This is a genomic window from Neorhizobium phenanthreniclasticum (assembly GCF_040066075.1).
Classification (GTDB): Bacteria; Pseudomonadota; Alphaproteobacteria; order Rhizobiales; family Rhizobiaceae; genus Neorhizobium; species Neorhizobium petrolearium.
Window position 1 is genome coordinate 54,725 of the sequence record NZ_JBEAAL010000009.1, and the last position, 24,922, is coordinate 79,646.

The 24,922-nt window shown below is 59.0% G+C and carries 22 protein-coding genes and 2 tRNA genes; 16 read left to right on the forward strand and 8 right to left on the reverse strand.

Features of this window, described 5'->3' with window-relative positions:
• Positions 1–36: 36 nt before the first annotated feature.
• The 8 genes from ABK249_RS14510 to ABK249_RS14545 all read left to right on the forward strand — a co-directional run bounded on the left by ABK249_RS14510 (position 37) and on the right by ABK249_RS14545 (position 8,786).
• Positions 37–468 (forward strand): hypothetical protein, encoded by a 432-nt coding sequence (locus ABK249_RS14510; RefSeq protein WP_348863187.1) that lies wholly within the window; start codon positions 37–39, stop codon positions 466–468.
• 164 nt (positions 469–632) lie between these two features.
• Positions 633–986, forward strand: coding sequence for an HNH endonuclease (locus ABK249_RS14515; RefSeq protein WP_348863189.1), 354 nt, complete (start codon positions 633–635; stop codon positions 984–986).
• Positions 987–1,097: 111 nt separating this feature from the next.
• Positions 1,098–1,394, forward strand: coding sequence for a head-tail connector protein (locus ABK249_RS14520; protein WP_348863190.1), 297 nt, complete (start codon positions 1,098–1,100; stop codon positions 1,392–1,394).
• Between the two features lie 7 nt (positions 1,395–1,401).
• The gene (locus tag ABK249_RS14525; RefSeq protein WP_348863192.1) at positions 1,402–1,809 is read left to right on the forward strand and encodes a phage terminase small subunit P27 family; all 408 of its coding nucleotides are present in this window, start codon (positions 1,402–1,404) and stop codon (positions 1,807–1,809) included.
• Positions 1,781–3,427: a terminase large subunit gene (locus ABK249_RS14530; RefSeq protein WP_348863208.1), complete on the forward strand. Its 1,647-nt coding sequence runs from the start codon at positions 1,781–1,783 to the stop codon at positions 3,425–3,427. The genes ABK249_RS14525 and ABK249_RS14530 overlap by 29 nt, the downstream gene beginning before the upstream one ends.
• A gap of 18 nt (positions 3,428–3,445) precedes the next feature.
• Positions 3,446–4,942 carry a tape measure protein gene (locus ABK249_RS14535; protein ID WP_348863193.1) on the forward strand — a complete coding sequence of 499 codons (1,497 nt, stop codon included), beginning with the start codon at positions 3,446–3,448 and terminating at the stop codon, positions 4,940–4,942.
• Positions 4,939–5,673, forward strand: coding sequence for a hypothetical protein (locus ABK249_RS14540; protein ID WP_348863195.1), 735 nt, complete (start codon positions 4,939–4,941; stop codon positions 5,671–5,673). Before ABK249_RS14535 ends, ABK249_RS14540 begins: the two co-directional genes overlap by 4 nt.
• A 74-nt stretch (positions 5,674–5,747) precedes the next feature.
• Positions 5,748–8,786, forward strand: coding sequence for a hypothetical protein (locus tag ABK249_RS14545; RefSeq protein WP_348863197.1), 3,039 nt, complete (start codon positions 5,748–5,750; stop codon positions 8,784–8,786).
• A gap of 57 nt (positions 8,787–8,843) precedes the next feature.
• Here the strand turns inward: ABK249_RS14545 and ABK249_RS14550 are convergent, their stop codons facing one another.
• Both ABK249_RS14550 and ABK249_RS14555 read right to left on the reverse strand, forming a co-directional pair.
• On the reverse strand, positions 8,844–8,990 hold the full coding sequence (locus ABK249_RS14550; protein ID WP_348863199.1) for a hypothetical protein: 147 nt from the start codon (positions 8,988–8,990) through the stop codon (positions 8,844–8,846).
• Between the two features lie 107 nt (positions 8,991–9,097).
• Positions 9,098–9,325 carry a helix-turn-helix domain-containing protein gene (locus ABK249_RS14555; protein ID WP_348863201.1) on the reverse strand — a complete coding sequence of 76 codons (228 nt, stop codon included), beginning with the start codon at positions 9,323–9,325 and terminating at the stop codon, positions 9,098–9,100.
• Positions 9,326–9,439: 114 nt separating this feature from the next.
• On the opposite strand from ABK249_RS14555, the gene ABK249_RS14560 reads away from it, so the two are divergent.
• The gene (locus ABK249_RS14560) at positions 9,440–9,640 is read left to right on the forward strand and encodes a hypothetical protein (RefSeq protein ID WP_348863202.1); all 201 of its coding nucleotides are present in this window, start codon (positions 9,440–9,442) and stop codon (positions 9,638–9,640) included.
• Positions 9,641–9,647: 7 nt separating this feature from the next.
• Positions 9,648–9,725 (forward strand) — tRNA-OTHER (locus tag ABK249_RS14565).
• A gap of 287 nt (positions 9,726–10,012) precedes the next feature.
• Here ABK249_RS14565 and ABK249_RS14570 read toward each other — a convergent pair.
• A tRNA-Thr gene (locus tag ABK249_RS14570) sits at positions 10,013–10,088 on the reverse strand.
• A 253-nt stretch (positions 10,089–10,341) separates the two neighbouring features.
• Here ABK249_RS14570 and ABK249_RS14575 point away from each other — a divergent pair.
• On the forward strand, positions 10,342–11,115 hold the full coding sequence (locus tag ABK249_RS14575) for an NAD kinase (RefSeq protein WP_037150056.1): 774 nt from the start codon (positions 10,342–10,344) through the stop codon (positions 11,113–11,115).
• Between the two features lie 4 nt (positions 11,116–11,119).
• Here ABK249_RS14575 and ABK249_RS14580 read toward each other — a convergent pair whose 3' ends face one another.
• Positions 11,120–11,776: a TetR/AcrR family transcriptional regulator gene (locus ABK249_RS14580; RefSeq protein ID WP_052182831.1), complete on the reverse strand. Its 657-nt coding sequence runs from the start codon at positions 11,774–11,776 to the stop codon at positions 11,120–11,122.
• A 169-nt stretch (positions 11,777–11,945) separates the two neighbouring features.
• Here ABK249_RS14580 and ABK249_RS14585 point away from each other — a divergent pair, with 169 nt between their 5' ends.
• A complete protein-coding gene (locus tag ABK249_RS14585; protein ID WP_037150059.1) occupies positions 11,946–13,148 on the forward strand; it encodes a multidrug effflux MFS transporter in 1,203 nt (400 codons plus the stop codon).
• A 183-nt stretch (positions 13,149–13,331) separates the two neighbouring features.
• Here ABK249_RS14585 and ABK249_RS14590 read toward each other — a convergent pair whose 3' ends face one another.
• The 4 genes from ABK249_RS14590 to ABK249_RS14605 form a co-directional block, all read right to left on the reverse strand.
• Positions 13,332–13,925 carry a LysE family translocator gene (locus tag ABK249_RS14590; protein ID WP_037150061.1) on the reverse strand — a complete coding sequence of 198 codons (594 nt, stop codon included), beginning with the start codon at positions 13,923–13,925 and terminating at the stop codon, positions 13,332–13,334.
• A gap of 132 nt (positions 13,926–14,057) precedes the next feature.
• Positions 14,058–15,189 (reverse strand): peptide chain release factor 2 gene (prfB, locus tag ABK249_RS14595; RefSeq protein ID WP_161784755.1). Its coding sequence is split into 2 segments (ribosomal slippage): positions 14,058–15,119 and positions 15,121–15,189, totalling 1,131 coding nucleotides; the frame shifts between segments, so codons are not numbered across the junction.
• A 109-nt stretch (positions 15,190–15,298) separates the two neighbouring features.
• On the reverse strand, positions 15,299–17,755 hold the full coding sequence (locus tag ABK249_RS14600; protein WP_227702571.1) for a penicillin-binding protein 1A: 2,457 nt from the start codon (positions 17,753–17,755) through the stop codon (positions 15,299–15,301).
• A gap of 252 nt (positions 17,756–18,007) precedes the next feature.
• A complete protein-coding gene (locus tag ABK249_RS14605) occupies positions 18,008–19,153 on the reverse strand; it encodes an N-acetylmuramoyl-L-alanine amidase (RefSeq protein WP_152601112.1) in 1,146 nt (381 codons plus the stop codon).
• A gap of 731 nt (positions 19,154–19,884) precedes the next feature.
• Here ABK249_RS14605 and ABK249_RS14610 point away from each other — a divergent pair.
• The 4 genes from ABK249_RS14610 to accB all read left to right on the forward strand — a co-directional run bounded on the left by ABK249_RS14610 (position 19,885) and on the right by accB (position 24,921).
• On the forward strand, positions 19,885–22,770 hold the full coding sequence (locus ABK249_RS14610) for an Rne/Rng family ribonuclease (RefSeq protein ID WP_227702570.1): 2,886 nt from the start codon (positions 19,885–19,887) through the stop codon (positions 22,768–22,770).
• Between the two features lie 322 nt (positions 22,771–23,092).
• The gene (locus ABK249_RS14615) at positions 23,093–23,854 is read left to right on the forward strand and encodes a DsbA family protein (protein ID WP_037150078.1); all 762 of its coding nucleotides are present in this window, start codon (positions 23,093–23,095) and stop codon (positions 23,852–23,854) included.
• 130 nt (positions 23,855–23,984) lie between these two features.
• Entirely contained in the window at positions 23,985–24,425 is a 441-nt protein-coding gene (gene aroQ, locus ABK249_RS14620; protein ID WP_037150081.1) for a type II 3-dehydroquinate dehydratase, read from the forward strand.
• Between the two features lie 28 nt (positions 24,426–24,453).
• On the forward strand, positions 24,454–24,921 hold the full coding sequence (gene accB / locus ABK249_RS14625) for an acetyl-CoA carboxylase biotin carboxyl carrier protein (protein WP_227702569.1): 468 nt from the start codon (positions 24,454–24,456) through the stop codon (positions 24,919–24,921).
• Position 24,922: the final 1 nt, after the last annotated feature.

Consider the following 24,922-nt stretch of genomic DNA (forward strand, 5'->3'; position numbering starts at 1 on the left):
GCGCCGCCCTACTTCCCCATTTCGAAAGGACTTCCTATGCGTGATCTTCATCACAATCTCGGCTTTGCCGTTGCCATCCCAGCGGCCGTTTACGACGCCGACAACACTCCCGCCGCAGTCGACCTGCTTGGCTTCGACTCCGCCGTTATCGAGATTTCCGTTGGCGTGGGCGGCATCACGTTCACCGGCACGAACAAGGTGGAATTCAAACTCACCCATTCCGACGACGACTCCACCTATTCGGCGGTCACTGTTGACGACGTTATCGGCCTGGCATCCGTTGGCACTGGCGGCATCATCAAGTCGCTCATTGCAGCCCACGCCGCAGCCGATATCACCAAGGTCGGCTACATCGGCAACAAGCGTTACCTCAAGCTGCTGGCAGACTTCGGCGGCACGCATGCCGCAGGCACGCCCATTGCGGCCAGTGTTATCAAGGGCAACGCTGCATCGCGGCCAGTAGCGTAACCAGATTGGGCGGCATCCATACGGGGCCTGGCCAGTCCAAGAGCATGCATCGTCGCCGCCCATGGACATGTAAGCGATGCGTGTAAAGGCAAGTGGGGGTGGTGCCCTGCGCAACGGGGAGAGCTCTGCCGGGTTCTCCCCACCCAATTCAAAAAGGAAAGACCATGGTCAATGTCATCTGCCCGTGCGGCTTCAGCGTGCCGAAAGGTACGCGCTGCGACTGCAGTCAACGACGTGCAGTAGCTGCACAGAAGGCCAACGACGCAGCACGAGGAAGCGCCGCCAGCCGCGGCTATGATGGCAAGTGGCGTAAGGAGAGCCAAGCTTGGCTTGCCGCTCTTGGCGATCCGCTCTGTGCCTGTGGATGCGGTCGGAAGGCCGATATGGTCGACCACATCGTAGGACCGAAAGGCGACATGCACCTGTTTTGGTCGCGGTCCAATTGGCAGCCATTCAATGCCATCTGCAACAGGCGCAAAGCCATCCGCGAGGAAGGCGGATTCGGCCGCAAGCCCTGAGTGTTGCAGTAGAGCAACACAAAGTGGGGGTAGGTCGTCAATTTCCCGCCGCTCGGCCAGGACCAGCGCGGAAGCCTTCTTCTGTATTCACCGCATATAGGATTTTCATCCATGGCAATCGTCGATCTGGACGACATGAAAGAGCATCTTCGAGTTCTCTACGACGACGATGACGCGCTCATCACGTCGAAAATTGACGCTGCGCAGGCTCATCTTGAGTCACTGCTAGGCTACACAATCGAAACCGAATTCACAACCGTTCCTTCCGACGTCATCGAGGCTGTCATGCTTCTCGTCGGCCATTGGTACGAAAACCGCGAGGCTTCCGTCGTCGCGGCAACTATCGTCGACACGCCGCTGTCCGTCTGGGACATCGTCCGGGAGCGTCGCTCCTATGCGTTTGAATAGGTGACCTATGGCACGAGGAAGAAAGGCCGCTGTAACGGCGCTCGACGGCGCACTGACGGTAGCTCCTAATCCGCCGGCCTGGCTGCCTGCGCACGCGAAAGCAGAGTGGCGGCGAGTCCTGCCGCAGCTTGTGGCTGATCACAAGATCGCAGCGCACGAGCTCGGCACGGTCGAGGCATATTGCCTAGCAGTCAGCAGCATGCGCGAGGCGCAAGCCATCGTAGCAAAAGACGGCCAGACATACGTGTCACCGACTGGTGAGTTGAAGCGACACCCGGCCACTACGCTCGTCAAGGAAGCCGTCGAGGCATCGCGTCGGCTTGCGGCGGAACTTGGCCTGACACCAGCATCGCGCACTAAAAATAAAGGGGGCGCCGCAATTGACGATGACGACGACGCCCTCAGTAGCATCTGACGCAAACGCAAAATCTGCGTTTGCGTCCTATCCCGCATGGCTTTTCGACGATAGCCCGATTCCAGATCCTCACGGCAAAGGCGAGCGAGCCGTTGCCTTTCTCAAGGCGCTAAAACACCCGAAATCAAAGGCACCTGGCCGCGCTTTTCAGCTTGACCGATGGCAGGAGCGCATCATTCGGAAGGTTTATGGAGACACTAAGCCAGACGGCACGCGGCGGATTAAGACTGTTTTCGCGCTCATTCCCCGCGGAAATCGCAAGACGACGCTAGGCGCGGCTCTAGCCATGCTGCATTTGGGACCAGAACGCATCCCCGGAAGCCAGGTTGTTAGCGCCGCGGTTGACCGTGACCAGGCGCGCATTGCCTTGGAAGAGATGAAAGGGATCATCGAGGCGCATCCCAAGCTTGAGGTGGCTTTCCAAGTCCAAGACACTAAAAATCGCATCACGCATCGTAAGTCGTCCGCGTTCTATCGCGCCATGTCTGCCGATGCCGCTACTGCGCACGGACGCACGCCTGTGTTTGCCCTAGTGGACGAGCTCCACGCATGGAAAAAGCGCGACCTATGGGACGCGATTAAAACGGGCCTTGTGAAGACGCCAGGCAGCTTGCTTGTCGTCACGACAACGGCTGGCGTCGGCCACGAAAACATTGCGTATGAGACATACAAATATGCAAAGGCGGTAGCTACTGGCCAGATTGCTGACGACGCCTTCCTACCGATTATATTCGAGGCAGATCCTGACGAAGACTGGCGAGACGAGGCAGTTTGGCATCGCGTAAACCCTGGCTTGTCATGCAATCCGCCGTATCCGGACGTTGATGGCTTGCGCCAAATGGTGCGGGAGGCAGAGCACAGGCCAGCCGACCGCGAAATGATCCGCCAGCTTCATTTGAATGTGTGGCTAGACGGCGCGGCGAATCCCGAATGGTCGCTTGATGTATGGGACGAAAATGCCGGCGAACTGGACCTTGCTGCCCTAGAGGGGCGGCCAGCGTGGATTGGCGTTGACCTTGCCAAGCGAATAGACCTTGCGGCGGTAGGCCTGGCAATCCCCGCTGGTGACGGTCGGATAGCGTTGCACGTCCAGACGTTCTGCCCTGAAGGTGCAATCCGCAGGCGTACAGACGGCGTGCCTTATCCCCTATGGCGAGACCAAGGATGGTTGACCGAGTGCCCCGGCGACACCATCGACACTGCGGTTATTGAAAACTACATCCGCGGTCTCACAGAGCGTTTTCAGGTCGAGGAAGTCGCATTCGACCGATGGCACGCGCAGGACATCATGAAATCCCTAGAGGAAGATGGCCTGCCGGTTGCCGAGTTTCCGCAAAATATAGGCACATTCGCGCGGCCCGTCATCGATTTCGAAGCAACGATGTTTGACCGAAAGTTCATTCACGGCGGCAATCCGCTGCTGCGATGGGCTGTCGGCAACGTCGTCTTATACGCAGACGCCAGCGGCAACCGCCGGCCAGTCAAGGAACGGTCGATAGACAAGATCGACCCTGCCGTTGCGGCAATCATCGCTTCAGGACGGGCCATTCAAGGCGCCTCTGGCCGCTCTTCATACGAGGACGCGGACCTTAGCGATTTGAGCTTGTTCGCGGTTTAAAAAAACGAAGGAGCCAGCATGGCTGCGCAGGACTTGGAAAAATTGGTCGTCAGTTTGTCTGCCGATATCAAGAAATTTGAAAACGCGATGAAACGCGCGCAAGGCGTGACTAACAAGCAGCTTGGCGCGATTCAGAAAAAGGCCACCACCAGCAGCAAAGCCATTGCGGCATCGTTCGCAAGGACCGGCCTGCAGATCGCCGGAGCGTTTGCGTCAGCACAGTTGCTGCGCGAGGTTGGCGCGCTGTCTGATGCCGCTACGAAGATTGATAACGCCCTAAAGGTTGCGGGCCTTTCAGGCGCAGAGCTCGAAAAAGTCTATAAACGCCTTAACCAGGCCGCCATCGCAAACGGCGCACCCATCGAAACGCTTGCCGGGTTGTACGGCAAGGCAGCGCTCGCCCAAAAAGAGCTTGGCGTCACCACTGAGGAGTTGCTTGGCTTCACAAACAACGTCGCTCTAGCTCTTCGCGTCGCCGGCACGGATGCACAGTCAGCAAGCGGAGCGCTTCTGCAGCTTGGCCAGGCGCTAGGCAGCGGCAAGGTGCAGGCGGAGGAATTCAATTCCATCCTAGAGGGCGCACCGACAATCGCGCAGGCCGTTGCTGCCGGCCTAAAAGAAGCTGGCGGTTCCGTAGCCAAGCTGAAAAGCCTTGTGGTCGACGGACAGATTTCGTCTGAGGCGTTTTTTAGAGCGTTCGAAGCTGGGGCGCCGATTCTTCAGCAGAAGGTTGCGGGCTCTGTATTCACGATCGAACAGGCAACTGTAAATCTAAAGACTGCGCTTATCGATTCCGTTCGTGAATTCAATAATGCTACCGGGGCAAGCCAGCGCTTTGCCGGCGGCGTAAACAACGCAGCAAAGGCAATCAACGACTTCGACGTTGCCGGCCTGATTAGCAAGATTCAGTCCGCCGACAAAGCATTCCGCGATTACCTGTCGACGATCGAGCTTTTCGACGAATTGAACAAGCTGACCGGCACCACTGACGCCGAAGGCAATGTTATCAATGTCGACAAGGAAAAGGCTGAGGACGACGTCAAGGCTCTCGAACGCGAGGTTGAATTACTTCAGGAGCGCATTAAGCTCAACACGGAACTTGGCTTTGACAACGTCGAGGCCATGGCGCGGCTTGATGAAGTTCTCGGAAAGCTGGCGCAGGTCAGGGCGGCTGCTGCGGCGCTTCCTGATTTTGTCGAAGGCTATCAGGTAGGGCCAAACGGCATCGAGGCTGTAACTGGCAGCACAAACGGCCAGATGGGCGGATCAAAGACGCGCGGCGGAGCTCGCAGGCCGGTTGCGGTAAAGCCTGTTTCAACCAGCGACTTTGCTCCACCTCCATCAAAGTCTTCTGGCGGAGGAGGACGTGGCCGCGGCGGCGGTGGCCGCGGCGCCAATGAGTATCAGCGCGAAATCGAGCAAATCAAAGAGCGGACCTTGGCCCTACAGGCTGAGACGGCCGCGCAAGGTGCCTTGAACGGCAAGCTTATTATTTTTGAAAGGGCGGCAGCATGACTGCATTCCTATTTAGACCGTTCCGTGACCGAGTCGAGATCCTAAGCGACGGGGCCAGCTACACGCCGGACGGAATCCTTGTCGGCATCAGCGACAAGGTACGCAGATCGCCACACATTCCGCTTGCCATCGTTGGCAGTGGGCCTGTTCCCGCAATCGATGCGCTGGCCGATATGATCCTGAAGGTGGCCGAAGTTACATGTTCCGTCGACGAGACGATTGCCATTGTTTCCGGATCGCTCGCGGCATGCGCCGAAGCCGCAGCTTATGACAGCCCGGTACGCATCGCATTGGGTGGCATCTCAGAAACCAGCGGCCCGATGTGCTGGAGCTTTCAGACCTTTCAGGACGACTCCGGCGCATCTTTCGAGTTGCGGCAGTCGCCGACAGGCTTCCTGCAGGGCGAAATGCCGGGCGTCGACGAGTTGCCGGCGCTCGGGTTGACCCTCGACGACATGCTTGGCCCACTCGAAAAAGCAGGTCCGGCGCTGTTCGAATACATGCGCGGGCGCAAGCGTCCGTCACCAGTCTACCCAGAGACCGAGCCGTTCTTCAACATCGGTGGCTTCCTCGACCTCGTGACGGTGACGGCTGATGGATACGAGCAAAAGCGCCTGGTGACCTGGCCCGATGAAGTCGGCCGGCCGATCGAGCCGCGCGCCGAAGAATATCCCGACGGCATCCCGTTCGATGACGGAACGCTATTCGACGACGGTACTGGCTTCGAATAGCCGCCAGTCGCTCACCACAACCACAATTCAATTTCGCCCGCCTTTGCGCGGGCTTTTTCATGACTGGAAAAATCATGGCTACTACTGCAGCAACTGTTTACCGAGACTACGAGACAGATGGCGTCCCGGCGTCCGGAAACCACAAAGTAAAAAAACCTGACATTCGCACGCTGCTGACCGGCTATGAAGGCATTATCAATGCTTTCACTGCCGGCGGCGGGTTTATCTACACGTCTCGCGCTGCCCTATTCGCTGATCTGGCACACGATGCCAACTCTTCGGCCTGGGTAATCGGCGACGCCACCACAGCATATAATGGCATCTACATGAAGAGCGGCGCGTCTGGCACCGGCTCGTGGACGCGCGTTGCTGATCTGCCTTTTTCATTCATCATCGCTTCCGATGTCGGCGCAGGCACAGCAAACGCAATTCAGGCGACGACGAGCATTCCAGTTTCGGCATCTGCCCTAGTATGGATGAACGTTTTTGAGGCGAACACAACGTCAGCCGTTACCGTTTCGTTCAATGGCGGCGCTCCTCTAGCGATCAAGACCAATAGCGGTAACGACCCATCCGTCGGCGGTCTAGCTGCTGGCATGATTATTATGGGCGTCGTGTCTGGCTCGACATTTCGACTGGTTAGCGATCAGACGAGTTCTGCGATTGTTGCGGCAGCCGAAGCTGCAGCGGCAGCCGCCAACGCTGGCAATCTTGCCAATATCGCAACGCTCTCAGCGCTTCCAGACGAGTCTGTTGAGACCATGGTGTCGCTAAGCATTCGTCCGTCCATTGCCTGCCACACAACGTCACTAGATGGCGGCGGCGGTAGTTTTATCACCTTTGCCGCAGCAGACTGGACCAGACCGATCGACAACCATGGCCTAGCGATCGAGAACGCCACAGGCAACTATGTCTTCGTCCGCGAGGAATTTCTGCAGGATGGCAGGGTATCTCCTCGTTGGTTTGGCGCCAAGGGCGACGGCACGGCGGAAGACGCTGCATTAACAAACTGGATAAACGCCTACCACGCCGTCAACAGCATGCCTATGTCCGTTAATCCAATGGTCGCGAATTCAGCGTGGCTGTTCGTTCCACAAGGCAGGTTCGTATTCGGGACGACGTACACATGGAACCCGAAGGGCGGTATGGCGACCATGGTCGGCGTCGGCCATCAGTCGTGCATCGTAGGGATGACGATTGCGCTCTACAACGACAACAGCACGTCTGCCGGCGCTGCGCAGTTCGCGCGAATTTCGAACGTTGATTTCGACGGAGCTGGCACGCACGCAAACGGGATCGTTTATGGCGATCCCGACAATTGGGCTGCCGTCTTCGACGGCACGTATAGCGGCACCAGAGAGTGCCTGATCGAGAACGTTTTCGCGTATAATTATACAAATGCTGGGCTGATGTTCATCCGCGACAACCATGGAAGGATTCGAAACTGCAATTTCAACGCCAATAAATACGGTATGCTGGTGCTGACCGCCATCGATACGGAATTCGAAGGCGTCCATTGCCACGACAATAACCGCGACGGCGTGTGCGTCCAGCCGTGGGCTGGCAATGCATCTGTCGGGCCGTTCTCGACCGGCGGACCTGGGGGCCTTAACCTGCGCGGCGTCAATGCTCGCGGCAACAAGAGATACAACTTCTTCGTTACGGGCGGCGATCTGAACACGATTATTTCCGATACAGATACGGAAGATGGCGTTGAAGATCTCGATTTCTTCGGAGAATCCACCATCCGTGTCGGCAAGATTTGGGAGTGCTATTTCGATAGCCTGAGTGCGGCCAATTACCCGCAGGGTAGCATGGACAGGCTTACCAAGACGATCACTTCGATCGTTCGGGACACGACCGACACCAACAACATCAAGGTTACGCTATCCACGCCGCATTACTTCCAGCGCGGCTTGCTATTCGAAGGTAGCAACCTGATCGATATGGACGGGACCGGGGTCGCCGGCTACGACACCCCTGTGCCTCGTTCCGGAAGCTCGTTTCGGGTTCAGGAAGTCTACAGCGCCACGACGTTCTCAATGAACATCCAGTACGTTTCTGATTTCTCCGGAACGGCGACGTGGAAGCAACCGCGCCCGCAGCTTGTCATCAAGGGGCAGGAGAAGGGGTATTCCCCGCAAAACATCAACGATATCTGGCTGGCCGGCAAGAACCATAACCATGTGTTCCTTGAGCGATGCAACCGGATTTATTTCCCGCACACAAGGCTGAAAAACCAGATTACCCTTGGAGCAGCAGTAACCGGTCTTGAGATTGATTTCTATGCTGGGGTCAGTCCTGGAGTTGCGACGGATGACTGCACCGTTCATATCTTCGGCGAAAGCTTCGATAATGGATGGGTGCGCCGTGGTTTGCGTGAGTTCGATGTAACGTGGCGCAATTGGAGTCCAGGCACAAACAAGACCGGCTCAAACTATGGCTATTCCATCGAGCGGCCTGTGACCGGCGGCGGCGCTAGAACCGACCGCGCGGCGGCCGGTGCGGCCAGATATTTCCACGCCGTGCATTGGCGCCCAGATAGCATTGTCTTCGGGCATCACGACGCACAAAACGACACATATCGTGGTCTTAAATCGAAGAATGATGGTGACCTGGAGATACTCAACGAGACTGGCGTTGCTGCGACGTGGGAATCCAGTACAGGGAACTTTACGTTTAACAGTCGCGTGAACCTCCTCGACTCTCGCGACAATACCGTCAGCAACCTTCCTAACGTCTATATTAGTCCGACGAACGGGAATCTTGCTCGCTACACGGGAGACCCGATCTTTGAGGAAGGTGGAGATGACACGGTGGGGAGGTGGATCAAGTTCGCTTCTGGTCGCATGGAGTGCTTCAGCCAGACGTTCTCAGGGATTTCAGTCGGTACTGCAGACGGTAGCGGCTTTCAGTCCGCCGCTCAAACTTGGACGTTTCCGCAGGCGTTCGTAGCAACGCCACTTGTTATAGGAGTGTCTGTAGGGTCTGTCGCTCAAGCGTGGCCAAACGCCTACGGCATTAGTACGACTCAAGCGGAAGGAAGGCTGTTCTCTTTCCAGAGTCGAACCGGTCGCTCTATGGCGATGGCGGCATTCGGTAGATACAAGTGACTGTGTTTCGAAATAGGTAAAAGACCGGTCGAAATTAGGCGCGGCTACGGTCGCGCCTCATGCTGCCTCGCGCTTTTGCCACTCGGCACCAGCGACGAAGGCGAGCTCTACATCATCGCGACGCCAGCCCATTTCGGAATCGGTTGGCGTCGCTGCCTTGGCATATTCCGCCGCGGCACGCTTTTCTGGCTTAGTCTGTTTCACGGCATACCCCCATATTCCCGCCACCATAGATCGGGAATCGGAGTGAAGTCAACGCGTGATAGATTGGCTAAACATCTGATATCTTGACAAATTTGTCAGATTTTAGATCAGCGCTTTTTGAGCCTTACGCCCGGTCCTTCTCCGTTTTCCGGGAGAAATTCGACTCCGGCTTCCTCAAGTGCGCGCTGTATTTTATCGCGCGTGCTTGCCAGTAAGTCGGCGTGCTCGTTTTCATAGCGCGTAATTGTCGCAGTGGTCACGCCTGCCATTTTTGCAAGGTCTCGAACGCCGATTTTAAGTCCTGCTCTGGCCATTCTCATTTGTGAGGGAGTCATAAAATATCACCATGTACTTTTTGGCTATCACAGTGTGCTTGACTTAAATGCAACTGTGTCGTACACCTCTAATACACGGTGATAATCACAGTGACAATTCGAGGGGTTGGAATTATGAGTGTCGTAGTTAACGATCAGCAAGTTTCCTGGCAGTTCGCCATCGGCCAGCGGGTCAAGTTTCATGGAATGAAGGCGAGCGTTATTGCGCGGTCTGTCACGTCCAGCGGCGAGCAAATCTTCTACATCCACGTCAAGGGCGACCGTGTCGAGAGGCCGACGCGTGCTGTCCGTTCTGGATACCTCGTCGCCAACTGAGAGTTTCGCCCCTGTATCGGTCCGGGTCTTCTACCCCGCGAAGCCGTAGAGGATGACGCCCGTTCGAATCGGGCCAGGGGCTCCACCCACACCGGAGACGCGCCACCACCACACCGCGACCACACAAGCGGGGCGCGTCTCATACGGTATCAAGCCGTCCTGTGAAAGCAGGGCGGCTCCGTTGGTGCGAAAATTTTGCACACCAACGAACTGCGTGCTGACGGCATGCGCCATCCATGTTCCAACGAATCCCAGCTACTCTAAGTAAAAGCCCGGAAAACATGGTAATTCTGGTTAAACAAGTGGCGCATGAAAAACCCGCCATTTTTTGGCGGATTGGTCACTAAGTCATTGATATGACTATGAAATGACTGGTGCCCCCGGCAGGGTTCGAACCCGCGACCCCCTGATTACAAATCAGGTGCTCTACCAACTGAGCTACAAGGGCACTTTCGAAACGGGGAGTTAGCAGATTTTTCCTTCCTGTAAAGGGAAAAACGTCGCGATCAGATCAACCTTCCATTCCGCTCGCGCCGCCGCGGCACGTTCCAACGACGCAAGGCGCTTGTCCGGAACCCGGTTTTTCCTGTACCTAAGACCGTCCCGCCGGCACGGCCCTCCTCACCGGGCCGTGTTAGCTCACCTGGTTAGAGCATCCGTTGCGCGCCGCGTCAGTCGGCGACACCGTTAAAGGTCCTTTCATGTCGCCCCAGCCGAAAAAGCTCGCCTTCATCGCTTCCGCAACACCGGAGGCGCAATCCGGCCTCGAAGAGCTCGTGCGCCTCTATGGCAACGTCCCGACTGCGGAGGCCGATGTGATCGTGGCGCTCGGCGGCGACGGTTTCATGCTCCAGACGTTGCACGAGACGATCAATACGGGAAAGAGCGTCTATGGCATGAATTGCGGCTCGGTCGGCTTCCTGATGAACGATTACCGCACTGAAAAGCTCGACGAGCGGATCGGCGACGCGATCGAGAACGAATTCCATCCGCTCAAGATGACGACCACCAACGAGGACGGCTCGACATCCGTCGCACTTGCCATCAACGAGGTCTATCTCTTCCGGCAGTCATATCAGGCGGCGAAGCTGAAGGTCGTGATAGACGGCCATGTGAGGCTGGAAGAACTCATCTGCGACGGCCTGATGATCGCGACGCCGGCTGGCTCCACCGCCTACAATCTCTCCGCCCATGGCCCAATTCTGCCGCTCGAGGCGCCGCTGCTTGCCATGACTCCGGTCTCGGCATTCAGGCCGAGGCGCTGGCGAGGCGCACTGCTGCCGAACCATGTCTGCGTCGACATCGACATCCTCGAACCGGAAAAACGCCCCGTCAACGCGGTGGCCGACAATGCGGAAGTCAAGTCGGTCCTGCATGTACGCGTGGCGCAATCGACGGACATTACCGCGCGCATCCTCTCCGATCCAAACCATTCCTGGTCCGACCGAATTCTCGCCGAACAGTTCAATAACTGAAATCTCAGCGCTTGCGGGCGAATGCGCGCAGAAAAGTACGCGTCGCATCCGACGCCATGCGATCGATTTCCGATTCCGGCGTCTGTCGGCCGATCTGCTGATCGTAGCGCAGGTCGGTTGCCAGAAGCGCCATATACTGACGAGCCGCCAGTCCCGGATCGTCGATTTCGAGATACCCTGCATGGGCAAGCTGGGCGAGTCGCGCGGCAATCGCGGGATATTTCTTGCCCGGTCCGTATTCCTTCCAGGTCTCGAAAAGCCCTGGGAAGCGCGCGCCTTCCGTCTCCACCAGCTTGCGCAGCCAACGACCGTTCGGATCGCACAGTGCCTTGCGCAAGAGCTGCGCCGAAAACAGCGCCAGCTCCTTTTCGAGATCCTGTGGTGCGACGGGAAATGTATCGAGCACGCGGAAGAAACCGGCGCTGGAGCGATCGGTAATGTCCGATACCACGACCTTGAACAAATTATCCTTGTCGCCCAACTGGTTATAAATCGTCTGGCGCGAGACCCCTGCCCTTGCCGCAATCGCGTCGATGCTTGCGCCGGCAAAGCCCTGCTCGGCAAAAACATCGGCCGCGGCATTCAGGATCGCCTGGCGCTTGTTCTGTGGCGCCGGCCATATCCCGGCTTCGTGCGTGAGTTCGGCAGACGAATTTTTCATGACATGACCATACAGGCACTTGACCAATTGGACAATTGTGTCCAAAATGTTTTACATGATTGCCTGAGCCTATTTCCCCGCCCGCGGCCGGCTTTCATATTCATCTCCCATAATCGTCTTCCGCCCTGTCGTATCACGGCAGATGTGGTGACGGGAAAGGTTTTTTCCAATGCAAAGCAGAGTACCGTCGCATGCCCTATCGCTCGGGCTGCTCTCCGCTATCGGGCTTTTCGCCCTCGACATGTATCTCCCGGCTCTTCCCACCATCAGCGCCAACCTCAACGCCGACAGCCACGCGGTGCAGGCGAGCCTCATTTCCTTTTTCGCTGCAATGGCGGTATCGCAGATCGTCTATGGTCCCCTTTCCGACATGTTCGGCCGCAAGCGGCCGCTCTATGTCGGCCTGATGCTTTATGCCATCGGCGCGATCGGCTGCGCGCTGTCGCCTTCGATCGACTGGCTGATCGCCTTCCGCTTCCTGCAGGGCACGGGCGCCTGCGCCGGCGTCGTCATCTCGCGCGCCATCGTCCGCGACCTGCATACCGGCCCTGCCGCCGCCCAGCTCATGTCGCGGCTGATGCTGGTCTTCAGCGTTTCACCGATCCTGGCGCCGCTTGCCGGCAGCATCGTCACCGTCTTCGGCGACTGGCGGCTGATCTTCTGGGTCATGGTCGGCGCGGGCGCTCTCGGTCTCGTCGTCGCGACGTTTTTCCTGGAGGAGACGCGTCTGCCCGCGGCACGCAGCGAAAGCAGTATCGGCAGCGCGCTCCGATCTTATGCGACCCTGCTTAAGGATCCTTATTATCTCGGGCTCGTCTTCATCGCCTCCTTCGGCATGTCGAGCTACATGATCTATGTGGCCAATTCCTCCTTCGTGCTGATCGAGCACTACGGGCTTTCGCCCTCCTTCTACAGCGTCGTCTTCTCCTGCAACGCAGTCGCCTTCATCGGCATGTCGCAGCTGAACGGCTGGCTTTCCCGCAAGATCGGGCTCCGGAAGGTGATCCGCGGTGCTGTGCTCGGCTATGCGGCGATGATGGTCACCCTTGCATTCGTCACGTCGCTCGGTATCGACAGGCTGGACGTGATGGCGGCCTTCCTGTTCGGCGGCTACGGCTTCCTCGGCATGATCATCCCGACGGCCGCCGTACTGGCACTGGAACATCACGGGCGGATCGCCGGCACGGCCTCGGCGATGATGGGTACGATCCAGTTCGTGACATCCGCCATCGTCGTCGGCGTTGGTGGCCTGTTCGTCGACGGCACCTCGCTGCCGATGATCACGATCATCGCGATCTGCTCAACGATCGTCTTCCTGCTGTCGCTGGTCGTGCTGCGCAGCCGTGCCGGCGCCATGGCCGCGGCGGAATAGAAGGCGAATCTTTCGAAGCAGTACGGCCGGGGCCAATGAAGCCCGGCCGTTTTGATTCCCTCAAGGGCAGGTTCGCCTGATACCCGCCGCAAGGTGTTCGGCGTACCGCCGATGCAGCCGATAAACACCTTCATCAAGAGGTGCCCTCCGCGACAAACCGTGGGCTGCCTGGCACAAGCTTCCCTACCGGATCAGAGCCGGCAGCAACGACAGGAGAAGAAGCGCCGCGAAAATTATGTTGACGATCCGGTTGGCCAGAGGATCGCGAAACAGACGTGTCAGCGTGGCCCCGGCAGACAACCAGGCCAGATTGACTGCCGCGATCACGAGCGTCAGCACAGCTATCTTGAAGAATGCGTCCGTTGCAGGATCGGCGACGGCCAATGTGAAACCGGAAAACAAGGCGCCCATCGCGGCATAGGCCTTCGGATTAACGAGCGACAGGAAGACACCGCCTGGAAAAGTCGGAGCCCTCCCCGCTGCGGTTTCCTCGCCAATCGGCGGCGCAGTCGCTATTTTCCAGGCGAGGTAGAGAAAATAGACGACCGCCAGGAGCGCCAGAACCTGCAGCATATTGGGGATGGCCAATACCAGACTGGTCAAGCCTGCGGCGACAGCGCTCATCACGACAATCATGCCCGCAAGCAATCCGACCATATAGCCGAGACTGCGGCGTGCCCCGAAAGCGGCCCCTGCCGCTGCGATGCTCAGCGTATTCGGCCCGGGACTACCGGTCAAAGCGAAGGCGGCACCGAGGAAGGTGACTATGTTGTCCATGACCGGTCTCCCATCGAGAAACCGGTAGCATGACGACAAATCCCATGTCTTGAACGAACGTGCAGCGACAGATGCCGTGCACAAAAAAGCCCTGCGGACAGGGCTTTTTCGGATCAGCTTGAAATCATTTCGTCAGTCTACGTCGGCAACGGCAACGTCGGGCTTGCCACTGATGCGGTGCGCAAGCGCGGCTTCCATGAATTCGTTCAGGTCGCCATCCAACACATCGCCCGGCGCCGTGCTTTCCACGCCGGTGCGCAGATCCTTCACGAGCTGGTAAGGCTGCAGCACGTATGAGCGAATCTGATGACCCCAGCCGATATCGGTCTTGGATGCCGCTTCCGCATTCGCTGCGTCCTCGCGCTTCTTCAGCTCCGCTTCATACATGCGCGCACGCAGCATTTCCCACGCCTTGGCACGGTTCTTGTGCTGCGAACGCTCCTGCTGGCAGGCGACGACGATACCGGTTGGTATGTGCGTGATGCGCACCGCAGAGTCGGTCGTATTGACATGCTGGCCACCGGCGCCCGACGAACGGTAGGTATCGATGCGGCAATCGCTCTCGTTGATCTCGATGTTGATCGAGTCGTCGACGACCGGATAGACCCAGGTGGACGAAAAGGACGTATGCCGGCGCGCATTGCTGTCATAGGGCGAGATGCGCACCAGGCGGTGAACGCCCGATTCGGTCTTCAACCAGCCATAGGCGTTGTGTCCCTTCACAAGGATCGTCGCGGACTTGATGCCTGCCTCTTCGCCCTCGTGGACTTCCAGCACCTCGACCTTGAAGCCGTTCTGCTCGGCCCAACGGATGTACATGCGAAGCAGCATGTTGGCCCAGTCCTGACTCTCGGTACCGCCTGCTCCGGAATGGACTTCCAGGTAGGTGTCGTTGCCATCGGCCTCGCCCGAGAGCATCGCCTCGACCTGGAGCCGGCCCGCCTCGGCCTTCAATGCCTTCAACGCATCCTCGGCTTCGCGGACAACCGATTCGTCGCCCTCTTCCTCGCCGAGTTCGATGAGCTCGATATTGTCCTTGAGCTGCTGTTCGAGGACTTTCACACCGCTGATGCCGTCCTCGAGCTGCTGACGTTCACGCATGAGCTTTTGCGCTTCAGCCGCATCGTTCCAGAGGTTTGGGTCCTCTGCCTTGTTGTTCAACCAGTCCAGCCGTCTTACCGCCTGGTCCCAGTCAAAGATGCCTCCTCAGCAGGCTTATGGCCTGCTTGATTTCGTCGACTACATTGATGATTTCCGCACGCATTGCGCTTGCTCTTACCCGCTATGTTTGGAATTTAAAGGTGCCGTGGACATAGTTGCACCGGACCCGGATGTAAAGCCCGCGTCCGATATACGACCTATCGAGAATACGATCAGAAGAGACCCGGCATGCCCGAAGTCACGGCCTGCTGGGCCTGGGGCGAATTGTTGAAAATCTGGTCCTGGGTCATATATTCGCCCTCGCCGATGACCTGGAAGACATCGGCCGGTCCCGTGCCGGGCTTGAAGGCCTCGACGATCGTATCCGGCTCGCCTTCCATGGCCGCCATGCCAGTCTTGCGGTTGACGGCGATGAACTGCATGCCTTCCGGCACATGGAACTTTTCCGCCGGCATCAGCTTGGCGGCCTCCGCCAGGAATTGACCGAAGATCGGCGCGGAGAGCGAACCACCCGTACCGCCGCGACCGAGGGGCGCCGGCGTATCGAAGCCGAGATAGAGACCGGCGACCAGGTTCGGCGTGAAGCCTACGAACCAGGCATCCTTCTCGTCGTTGGTGGTCCCGGTCTTGCCGGCGACGGGACGGTCCTTCACCGGGATCTTACCTGCGGCCGTACCACGAGCAACAACACCTTCCATCATCGATGTGATCTGGTAAGCGGTCATCGGGTCGAGAACCTGCTCGCGATTATCGATCACGGTCGGCTCTTCCTGGTTCGCCCAGTCGTTGGCGTTGCAGCCCTCGCAGGTGCGCTCCTCATGACGGAAGACCGTCTTGCCATAGCGATCCTGAATGCGGTCGATGACCGTCGGCTTGATCTGCTTGCCGCCATTGGCGATCACGGCATAGGCCGAGACCAGACGCATGACCGTTGTCTCGCCGGAACCGAGCGACATGGCAAGCACGGGCAGCATCTTGTCGTAAATGCCGAAACGCTCGGCATATTCGGCGACCAATTCCATGCCCATGTCCTGGGCCAGGCGCACGGTCATCTGATTTCGGGACTTTTCGATGCCTGTTCTGAGCGTGGATGGGCCGGCTGACTGGCCGCCATAGTTTTCCGGTCTCCATACCTGGCCGCCCGTAACGACCTCGATCGGCGCGTCGAGAATGACGGAGGCCGGCGTGTAGCCGTTGTCAAGCGCTGCCGCATAAACGAAAGGTTTGAACGACGAACCGGGCTGACGCATCGCCTGCGTGGCGCGGTTGAATTCCGACTGCGCATAAGAAAAGCCGCCGACCATGGCGAGCACACGCCCCGTATTGGGATCCATCGCCACGAAACCGCCCTGCACTTTCGGCGGCTGGCGCAGCCGGTAGGTCTTTGCCGCTTCATCAATCGGCTCGACATAGACGACATCGCCCGGCTTCAGCACGCCCTCCGGCGACTTCGCCGTCTTGCGTGCGCCGGTCGCGTCACGGAAGGCCCATTTCATGTCGTCGGCAGCAATCGTCCCCGTTTCACGAGCGGGATCGACCTTGCCGTTCGAATCGGTGGACGGCTGCAGGCCGACTGAAACTGATTGCGCCGAAACGTCGGTAACGACCGCAAGCTTCCATTCCGGCACGTCGCGGAGCGACGGCAGCTTGGCAAGTTCCGGCCCCCAATCGCCCGTCATGCCGATCTGGGAAATCGGGCCGTGGAAGCCGCGACGCTCGTCATAATCGAGAAGACCGTTCTGGAGGGCATGGCGCGCGATAATCTGCAGATCGGGATCGAGCGAGGTGCGGACCGAAAGCCCGCCTTCGTAGAGCGCCTTGTCGCCGTAACGGTCGATGATCTGGCGGCGGACCTCTTCTGAAAAAAAGTCCGAAGCGAAAAGATGGGTGCCGCTGCGGCGCGGCTTGACGCCGAGCGGCTGCTTCTTGGCATCGTCCGCATCGGCCTGAGTGATGTAACCGTTCTCCGCCATGCGATCGATGACCCAGTTGCGGCGCTCGATCGCCTGCTTTTCCCGGCGGAAGGGATGATAATTCGCCGGCCCCTTAGGAAGGGCTGCCAGATAGGCGGCCTCCGCCGTCGTCAACTCCGTCACCGACTTGTCGAAATAGGTGAGCGCGGCACCCGCAATGCCGTAGGAATTCAGGCCGAAGAAGATCTCGTTCAGGTAGAGTTCGAGGATCTTGTCCTTCGAATAGGTCTGTTCGATGCGGAAGGAGAGGATAGCCTCCTTGACCTTGCGGTCGATCGTCTGGTCGGAGGTGAGCAGAAAGTTCTTCGCGACCTGCTGGGTGATGGTCGATGCGCCCTCCGGACGGCGACCGGAGCCGAGGTTCTGCAGGTTGGTGATGATTGCGCGACCGAGGCCGGTGATGTCGATGCCGGGATGATTGTAGAAATTCTTGTCTTCCGCAGACAGGAAGGCAGCCTTGACACGGTCCGGCACCGCCTGGATCGGCAAAAAGAGCCGCCGCTCCCGGGCGTACTCGGCCATCAGTGCGCCGTTGCCGGCATGAACGCGGGTGGCCACCGGCGGCTCGTAGGAAGCCAACACCTCGTAATTCGGCAGATCCTTGGTCATCCCGCTGAGATAAATACCCACGCCGGCAGCCACGACCAAAAACAGGACGCAAGCCAATCCAAAGAGATAACCAATCAATCTGACCATATCGCAGCTACCGTTCGGCTTTCCTTCGGCGCGTGAAACACACCATCGCACGGATTGAGGCGTTTTGCACGGTGATTACATGAGCGCAAGGCAAAAGCGGATCAATCGTCCGTCATCCATTGCATTTGATATTCGTCGAGTAACCGCCCGAATGTGAGTAAAATAGGGCTTGAGCCGCCAAATCCCATCCCACCGCGACCAACGGCCCGACATTGCCGCCGCTTGTGGCAGTGCAGCCACGCGAGCCGCGCATCAGCCTCCGTTTGCCAGCGCACGATCCCGATAGCGCCGGACGGCATCGGCAAGTCGACCGGTGACCTTTTCCCGCCAGCCTTCGTCCAGCAGCAACTTCTCATCCTCCAGGTTGGACAGGAAACCGAGCTCCAAAAGTACGGACGGAATGTCGGGCGCCCGCAGCACCTGGAAACCGGCGTAACGATGCGGATTGTTGATGAGTCCGACCTGGCCTTCGAAGGACTCAACGACATTGTTGGCGAGTGCAATCGAGAACGCCTGCGTCTCCCGGCGCGTCAGGTCGAGCAGAATATCGGCAACCTCCGGAGGGCCGCTCTTGATACTGTAGCCGGCAAGCTCGTCGGACAGGTTTTCGCGGGCGGCGAGATTTTCCGCCATCCGGTCGGAAGCTTTGTCGGAAAGCGTGTAGACGGTCGCACCGCGGATATCCTTCTGCGCCAGCGTGTCGGCATGCAGGGAGACGAAGAGATCCGCACGCCCCTGGCGCGCGAGCGTGACGCGTTCGGAAAGCGACAGGAAGGTATCGTCATCGCGCGTCAAGAAGGCCTTGATACCGTTGATCTCGTTCAACCGCTCGGCGAGCATCTTGGCAAAGGCAAGCGTGATCGTCTTTTCCGGTGTATTGGTCCCCGCCCCTGCCGCACCGGCATCGATCCCCCCATGCCCGGCATCGACGGCCACCGTGAAGACATTGTCATGCTCGGCTAGCCCGAGCGCATCAGAGACCGCTTCGATGGGCATTTCCCAGCTTTGTGTCTTGACGAGATTGGCAAAGGTATCTTTCGACGTCATTTCGGCGTCGAGTACCAGGCGATAGCTACCGTTGTCGTTCGGCTGCGCTTCGGCAAGCACAAGCTTCACTGGCTTCTTGGCCGTCAGCACAATACGGGCGCTCGATTCGTCCATCGTGCCGTAGCGAATGTCCTTGAAGAGGCCGCGGGCCGCGAGTTCTTCGGCGGGAAACCCGAAGGCGGTCGCCGGCAGATCGACGATCACCCGCTCCGGCGCCGTGAGGTAATGGACCGAAAACTCCGGCTTCTTTTCAAAATCGATGACAATGCGGGTGCGCGCATCGTCGCCGGCGACCCGCGCGCTGAAAGCAAGAAGCGGTTGCGTCGCCGCCGCGTGCGCGAAGGCGGGCATGAATGCTGCGACAAAGCCGATCAGAAGCGGCAACACAACAGCGATTCGCGCCCAAATGTCTTTCGGGTCCGCGCCGCAGGCTTCCACTGCACTTACCTTCACGCCCGCCCTCAAACAGAAACCTGCATTCAAAGCCCCCGGCGCCCCTCGGTTAACCCGCATCAAACTGTCCGATCCGGAAGGCATTTGCACGTCGAAAGATGCGAATCAACCGCCTGCTCCTTGCCATCCATAGGAAACCTAATTCCATCCAGAATATGGCGAACTTGGCTTTTCCCTTGCTATTGTGACAGATAAACCATACAACGCGCATGAAGGTTAAAGTGTTGACGGGATAGTCTGCCGATTGGCTGCCAGCCGCAACGAGGACCCGGCGCCGAAGACCGACAGTCATCCGCCGTCGCTACACTTTATTCCTGATACTCGATCTATCCGGCGGTGGCCGGAACAATCCGGGGTGGCGTGCCACCCACCGCTCATAACCGAGCACATTCATCGGGCCCGAGGGCCTTAGGTATCGTCATTCTCGTTTGGTTTTTGATGTCGCGGCACAATTTTCAGTACCTGGGAAGATCAAGGGAGCAAGGAGCCCCGTCATCTTTCCGGTTGCCGCCACAACCGCGCCCGACGGGAACATCTTTATCCGGCGCAACGACCGTTTTGCATGACGGGTCAGTCCTCACCAAGGACTTTCCTGCACGCCCCCGGCAGCGCCGAGGAGCAGAATTTCAATGGCAGACAAAATGCTTATCGACGCGTCTCACGAAGAGGAGACGCGCGTAGTCGTCGTTCGCGGCAACCGCATCGAAGAGTTCGATTTCGAATCACAACATAAGAAGCAGATACGCGGCAATATCTATCTGGCGAAGGTGACGAGGGTCGAACCCTCCCTGCAGGCCGCTTTTGTTGACTACGGCGGCAACCGCCACGGTTTTCTGGCTTTCGCCGAGATCCATCCCGACTATTATCAAATACCGCTGGCCGACCGTCAGGCCCTAATGCAGCAGGAGGCGGAGGACCAGCGCAAGATCGCCGAGGCCGAATCTGCCGATCCGGTGATCGATCTCGCCAACGAGGAACAGCCGGACATCGGCATCGCCGCCGGACCGGGCGAGAGTGAACAACCGGCCGAGACGGTTGCGGAAGAAGCCGAGCCGGTCCAAGCAGAGGCAGCAACCGGCGAAGAGGCGGAAAAGCCGAAGGCGAAGCCGAAGCGCAGCCGCTCCCGCAAGAAGGTGGTGGAAGCTGTCGCCGAAGACACAACGTCCGAGGGCGAAACGGCCACCGTTTCCAATAGCGACGACGAAGGCTCCACGCCCGGTGAAATGGCCGCCATGGTCGATACCGATACGATCTCGGAAGATGTCGATAGCCGTCATCGTCGCGATGACGATGACGACGACGATGACGACGGCCATGAGAAGGAAGTGATCGAATCGGTCGGCGCCGAAGATGCAATGGAAGAGGTTCCGGACCGCGTTGTCCGCAAGCCGCGCAAGCAATACCGCATCCAGGAAGTCATCAAGCGCCGCCAGATCCTGCTCGTCCAGGTTGCCAAGGAGGAACGCGGCAACAAGGGCGCAGCGCTCACCACCTACCTCTCGCTTGCCGGCCGATATTCCGTACTGATGCCGAACACGGCACGCGGCGGCGGCATTTCCCGCAAGATCACCAGCCCGCAGGATCGCAAGCGCCTGAAGGAAATCGCCCGCGAGCTCGACGTGCCGCAAGGCATGGGCGTCATCCTGCGTACCGCCGGTGCCAACCGTACCCGCGTCGAGATCAAGCGCGACTTCGAATACCTGATGCGTCTGTGGGAAAACGTCCGTACGCTGACGCTCAATTCGACCGCCCCATGCCTAGTCTACGAGGAAGGTTCGCTGATCAAGCGGTCGATCCGCGATCTCTACAACAAGGATATTTCCGAGATCATCGTTTCCGGCGAGGAAGGCTATCGTGAAGCAAAAGACTTCATGAAGATGCTGATGCCGAGCCATGCCAAGGTGGTCCAGCCCTATCGCGACCTGCATCCGATCTTCTCGCGCTCCGGCATCGAAGCACAGCTCGACCGAATGCTGCAGCCGCAGGTGACGCTGAAGTCCGGCGGCTACCTCATCATGAACCAGACCGAAGCACTCGTCGCCATCGACGTTAACTCCGGCCGCTCGACCCGCGAACATTCGATCGAGGAGACCGCGCTCCAGACGAACCTGGAAGCGGCGGAAGAAGTGGCACGCCAGCTTCGCCTGCGCGACCTTGCCGGCCTCATCGTCATCGACTTCATCGATATGGAGGAGAAGCGCAACAATCGCGCCGTCGAAAAGAAGCTCAAGGATTGCCTGAAGAACGATCGCGCCCGCATCCAGGTCGGTCGTATCTCGCATTTCGGCCTGCTCGAAATGTCGCGCCAGCGCATTCGCGCTTCCGTGCTTGAATCGACGACGCAGATCTGCACGCATTGCGGCGGCACCGGCCATGTGCGCTCACAGTCGTCCGTCGCCCTGCATGTGCTTCGCGGTGTCGAGGAATATCTGCTCAAAAATACCACGCATGACATCAACGTCCGCACTACGCCGGATATCGCGCTCTATCTGCTGAACCAGAAGCGCGCGACAGTGACCGATTACGAGAAACGTTTCGGCGTCTCGATCTTCATCGAATCGGACGTCAGCATCGGCTCGAGCCATTTCGCCATCGACCGAGGCGAACCGGTGGAAAACCCGGTCAAGATCGAAAGCCTGATGCAGCTTGCGGCACTTCCCGTCGAAGATGAGGATGACTACGTCATCGAGTCGGATGAGGAAGAGGACGAAGAAGTAGTTGAAGTACAGGCCGCGTCTCCCCAGGACCGTGCCCAGCCGGGTGAGGAACAGGGCGGACGCAAGCGCAAGCGCCGGCGCCGGCGCCGCGGCCGCAACGGTGACCGTGGAGGCGAGGCCCAGGCCGCACCGACCGGCTCCGAGGACGACGCCATCACCGACGAGGACGAAGGCGACGACGGTGAGGACGATTTGCCCGAAACCACAGCAACGTCGGACGACCAGGGGGACGAAGGCTCACAGCGCAAGCGCCGCCGCCGCGGCAAGCGTGGTGGCCGCCGCAATCGTAACGGCGACGAAATCCCTGAACTGAACGGTTCCGACGAAGGTGCGGAAGCCGATGGATCAGAGGAAGGTGAAACCGTGGGGGCAATGGAAGCTCCCGAGGAAGTCGCTGTGGAAGCCGTGCAGGCATCCCCCGAGACGGAAGAGGCTCCGGCCAGCAAAACCACCGCCAAGCCACGTCGCTCCCGTCGCGGCAAGGCCTCAGCCACGGCAGACACGGAGGCATCCCCTATGGAGGAGGCAACCGCTCCGGTGGAGGTTGTCGTCGAGCAGGTCGAGGCTGCGTTGGGCGTGGAGCCTGAAGCTGCCGCTGAAGCGACGGCCGAAGAATCCCCTCTGTCGGAAGTCGAACAGGCCGATGCCGGCGATGCGAAGCCGAGCCGCGCCAACCGCGCCTCGAACATCTCTTCCTCGGCCGAGGCCGTCGTGAAAAGTTCCGAGGCGGCAACCTCGAACGGCGAGCCGACAAAGCCCAAGAAAGCCGGCTGGTGGCAGCGCCGCGGCTTCTTCTAAGCCGCGCCCATCGGGTCGGATAGCACAAAACGGTCGCTCGTGAGCGGCCGTTTTTCATTTGGCCTGCCGCCTCTCCCTCGAGGTGAGAAATCGATTCAACGGCCTACCAGAGAGATTCCGGAAACACCGCCAACTGCTTGAATACGAATCCAATTTAGGGCATCCAGCGGCTGGAGATCAAACCCGCATACGCAGTTGTGACGCGGCCGAAACCGCTTGGCGACGATTTTGCAGTTTCTTGAAGGGCCCGACTGGCTTACTTTCAGCGCAAACCGAAACAATGGTGCGCCGGATTCGTGTGCCCCGACCGATGAGGATATGGATGACCCGCCTGTTCAAGACGCTTGCTGCCGGTTCGATGGCGGCCCTGGCATTTTCCACCGCCGTGCCCGCCCTCGCGCTGGATGACCAGCAGAAAAAAGAGATGGGCGAATTCATCCGGGAATATCTGACCCAGAATCCCGAGGTCCTGATCGAGGCACAGAACGCACTGGAGGCCAAGCAGCAGGCCCAGCGCGTCGCACAGTCCACCCAAGCCATCGAGGGAAACAAGACGGAAATATTCTCCTCGCCGGCCGATATCACCCTCGGCAATCCGAAGGGCGACGTCACGATCGTCGAGTTCTTCGATTACAATTGCGGCTATTGCAAGCGGGCGCTCTCCGACATGGACGAGATCCTGGCCAAGGATAAGAATATCCGTTTCATTCTGAAAGAATTCCCGATTCTCGGGCCGGACTCGCTAGCCGCACACCGGGTTGCAAACGCCATCCGCCTGCTTGCACCGCACAAATATGCCGAATTCCATCGAGCGCTCCTCGGCGAGCAGGCGCACGCCTCTGAAGAGACAGCTATCGCCGTGGCAACCTCTCTCGGCATCGACGAGGCGGCGATCCGAAAGTCGATGGTGGAAAACCCGAATGACGACCTGGTGCGGCAGGCCTACCAGCTTGCCAACAGCATTGGCATCACCGGAACGCCTACCTATATCGTCGGCAATGAGGCGGTCTTCGGCGCTGTCGGTCTCGATGTGATAGAGGCGAAGGTCGCCAATGTCCGCGCCTGCGGCAAGGCGACCTGCTGAGGCGGCTTTCGACCCTCCGGTCTTTCGTTGCAGTGGACGCACCGGCTTTCGGCAAGCCGGGGGCTTTTCCTTGCCGTCTCACCGGTCTATAGGTGGCCGCTGAATTTCTGGATGGAACAATAGATTACTGATGAGCAAAACGGTCTTCGTCCTCAACGGCCCCAACCTCAACATGCTGGGAAAGCGCGAACCCGGCATCTATGGCGGAAGCACGCTGAAGGACATAGAGAGCGATTGCATCGCAGCCGGCAGGGAACTGGGCTTCGAGGTCGATTTCCGCCAGAGCAATCACGAAGGTGTCCTGGTCGATTGGATCCATGAGGCCGGCGACAAGGCTGTCGTCGGCATCGCCATCAATGCCGGCGCCTACACCCACACCTCCATCGCACTGCATGACGCCATCCGCGCGATTTCCGTGCCGGTGGTCGAACTCCATATCTCGAATGTCCATGCGCGGGAGGAGTTCCGCCACCATTCGATGATCGCACCGGCCGTGAAGGGCGTGATCTGCGGTTTTGGCACCGCGAGCTACGTACTCGCGCTGCACGCCTTGAAATCCATAACCGCGTGACAAGATAAACAGAACAATAGGGTTTGCCATGTCTGAGAAGAAGAACGGGATCGACAAGGGACTGATCCGCGACCTCGCGAACATCCTCAACGATACCGACCTCACCGAGATCGAAGTCGAACAGGACGATCTGCGCATCCGCGTGTCCCGCGCCGGTGCGATGCAATACGTTCAGGCGCCGATTGCGGCGGGACCTGCCTTCGCTCAGGCACCCGCTCCGGCCGCGGTTGCTGCGCCGGTTGTCGCCGCTCCTCAGGACAACAAGAACGCCGTCACGGCGCCGATGGTCGGCACCGTCTACCTCTCGCCGGCACCGGGTGCCCGGCCGTTCGTAGAGGTTGGCGCAACCGTGAAGGAAGGCCAAACTCTCCTCATTATCGAGGCAATGAAGACGATGAACCAGATTCCGTCGCCGCGATCCGGCAAGGTCACGGAGATCCTGGTCAACGACGCTCAGCCGGTCGAGTATGGCCAGTCACTCGTCGTCATCGAGTAAG

What these genes read in the sequence shown, in the direction of transcription:
- ABK249_RS14510 (WP_348863187.1), top strand. Translation starts at nt 37, where the DNA reads ATGCGTGATCTTCATCACAATCTCGGCTTTGCCGTTGCCATCCCAGCG.
- ABK249_RS14515 (WP_348863189.1), top strand. Translation starts at nt 633, where the DNA reads ATGGTCAATGTCATCTGCCCGTGCGGCTTCAGCGTGCCGAAAGGTACG.
- ABK249_RS14520 (WP_348863190.1), top strand. Translation starts at nt 1,098, where the DNA reads ATGGCAATCGTCGATCTGGACGACATGAAAGAGCATCTTCGAGTTCTC.
- ABK249_RS14525 (WP_348863192.1), top strand. Translation starts at nt 1,402, where the DNA reads ATGGCACGAGGAAGAAAGGCCGCTGTAACGGCGCTCGACGGCGCACTG.
- ABK249_RS14530 (WP_348863208.1), top strand. Translation starts at nt 1,781, where the DNA reads ATGACGACGACGCCCTCAGTAGCATCTGACGCAAACGCAAAATCTGCG.
- ABK249_RS14535 (WP_348863193.1), top strand. Translation starts at nt 3,446, where the DNA reads ATGGCTGCGCAGGACTTGGAAAAATTGGTCGTCAGTTTGTCTGCCGAT.
- ABK249_RS14540 (WP_348863195.1), top strand. Translation starts at nt 4,939, where the DNA reads ATGACTGCATTCCTATTTAGACCGTTCCGTGACCGAGTCGAGATCCTA.
- ABK249_RS14545 (WP_348863197.1), top strand. Translation starts at nt 5,748, where the DNA reads ATGGCTACTACTGCAGCAACTGTTTACCGAGACTACGAGACAGATGGC.
- ABK249_RS14555 (WP_348863201.1), bottom strand. Translation starts at nt 9,325, where the DNA reads ATGACTCCCTCACAAATGAGAATGGCCAGAGCAGGACTTAAAATCGGC.
- ABK249_RS14560 (WP_348863202.1), top strand. Translation starts at nt 9,440, where the DNA reads ATGAGTGTCGTAGTTAACGATCAGCAAGTTTCCTGGCAGTTCGCCATC.
- ABK249_RS14575 (WP_037150056.1), top strand. Translation starts at nt 10,342, where the DNA reads ATGTCGCCCCAGCCGAAAAAGCTCGCCTTCATCGCTTCCGCAACACCG.
- ABK249_RS14580 (WP_052182831.1), bottom strand. Translation starts at nt 11,776, where the DNA reads ATGAAAAATTCGTCTGCCGAACTCACGCACGAAGCCGGGATATGGCCG.
- ABK249_RS14585 (WP_037150059.1), top strand. Translation starts at nt 11,946, where the DNA reads ATGCAAAGCAGAGTACCGTCGCATGCCCTATCGCTCGGGCTGCTCTCC.
- ABK249_RS14590 (WP_037150061.1), bottom strand. Translation starts at nt 13,925, where the DNA reads ATGGACAACATAGTCACCTTCCTCGGTGCCGCCTTCGCTTTGACCGGT.
- ABK249_RS14600 (WP_227702571.1), bottom strand. Translation starts at nt 17,755, where the DNA reads ATGGTCAGATTGATTGGTTATCTCTTTGGATTGGCTTGCGTCCTGTTT.
- ABK249_RS14605 (WP_152601112.1), bottom strand. Translation starts at nt 19,153, where the DNA reads ATGCCCGCCTTCGCGCACGCGGCGGCGACGCAACCGCTTCTTGCTTTC.
- ABK249_RS14610 (WP_227702570.1), top strand. Translation starts at nt 19,885, where the DNA reads ATGGCAGACAAAATGCTTATCGACGCGTCTCACGAAGAGGAGACGCGC.
- ABK249_RS14615 (WP_037150078.1), top strand. Translation starts at nt 23,093, where the DNA reads ATGACCCGCCTGTTCAAGACGCTTGCTGCCGGTTCGATGGCGGCCCTG.
- aroQ (WP_037150081.1), top strand. Translation starts at nt 23,985, where the DNA reads ATGAGCAAAACGGTCTTCGTCCTCAACGGCCCCAACCTCAACATGCTG.
- accB (WP_227702569.1), top strand. Translation starts at nt 24,454, where the DNA reads ATGTCTGAGAAGAAGAACGGGATCGACAAGGGACTGATCCGCGACCTC.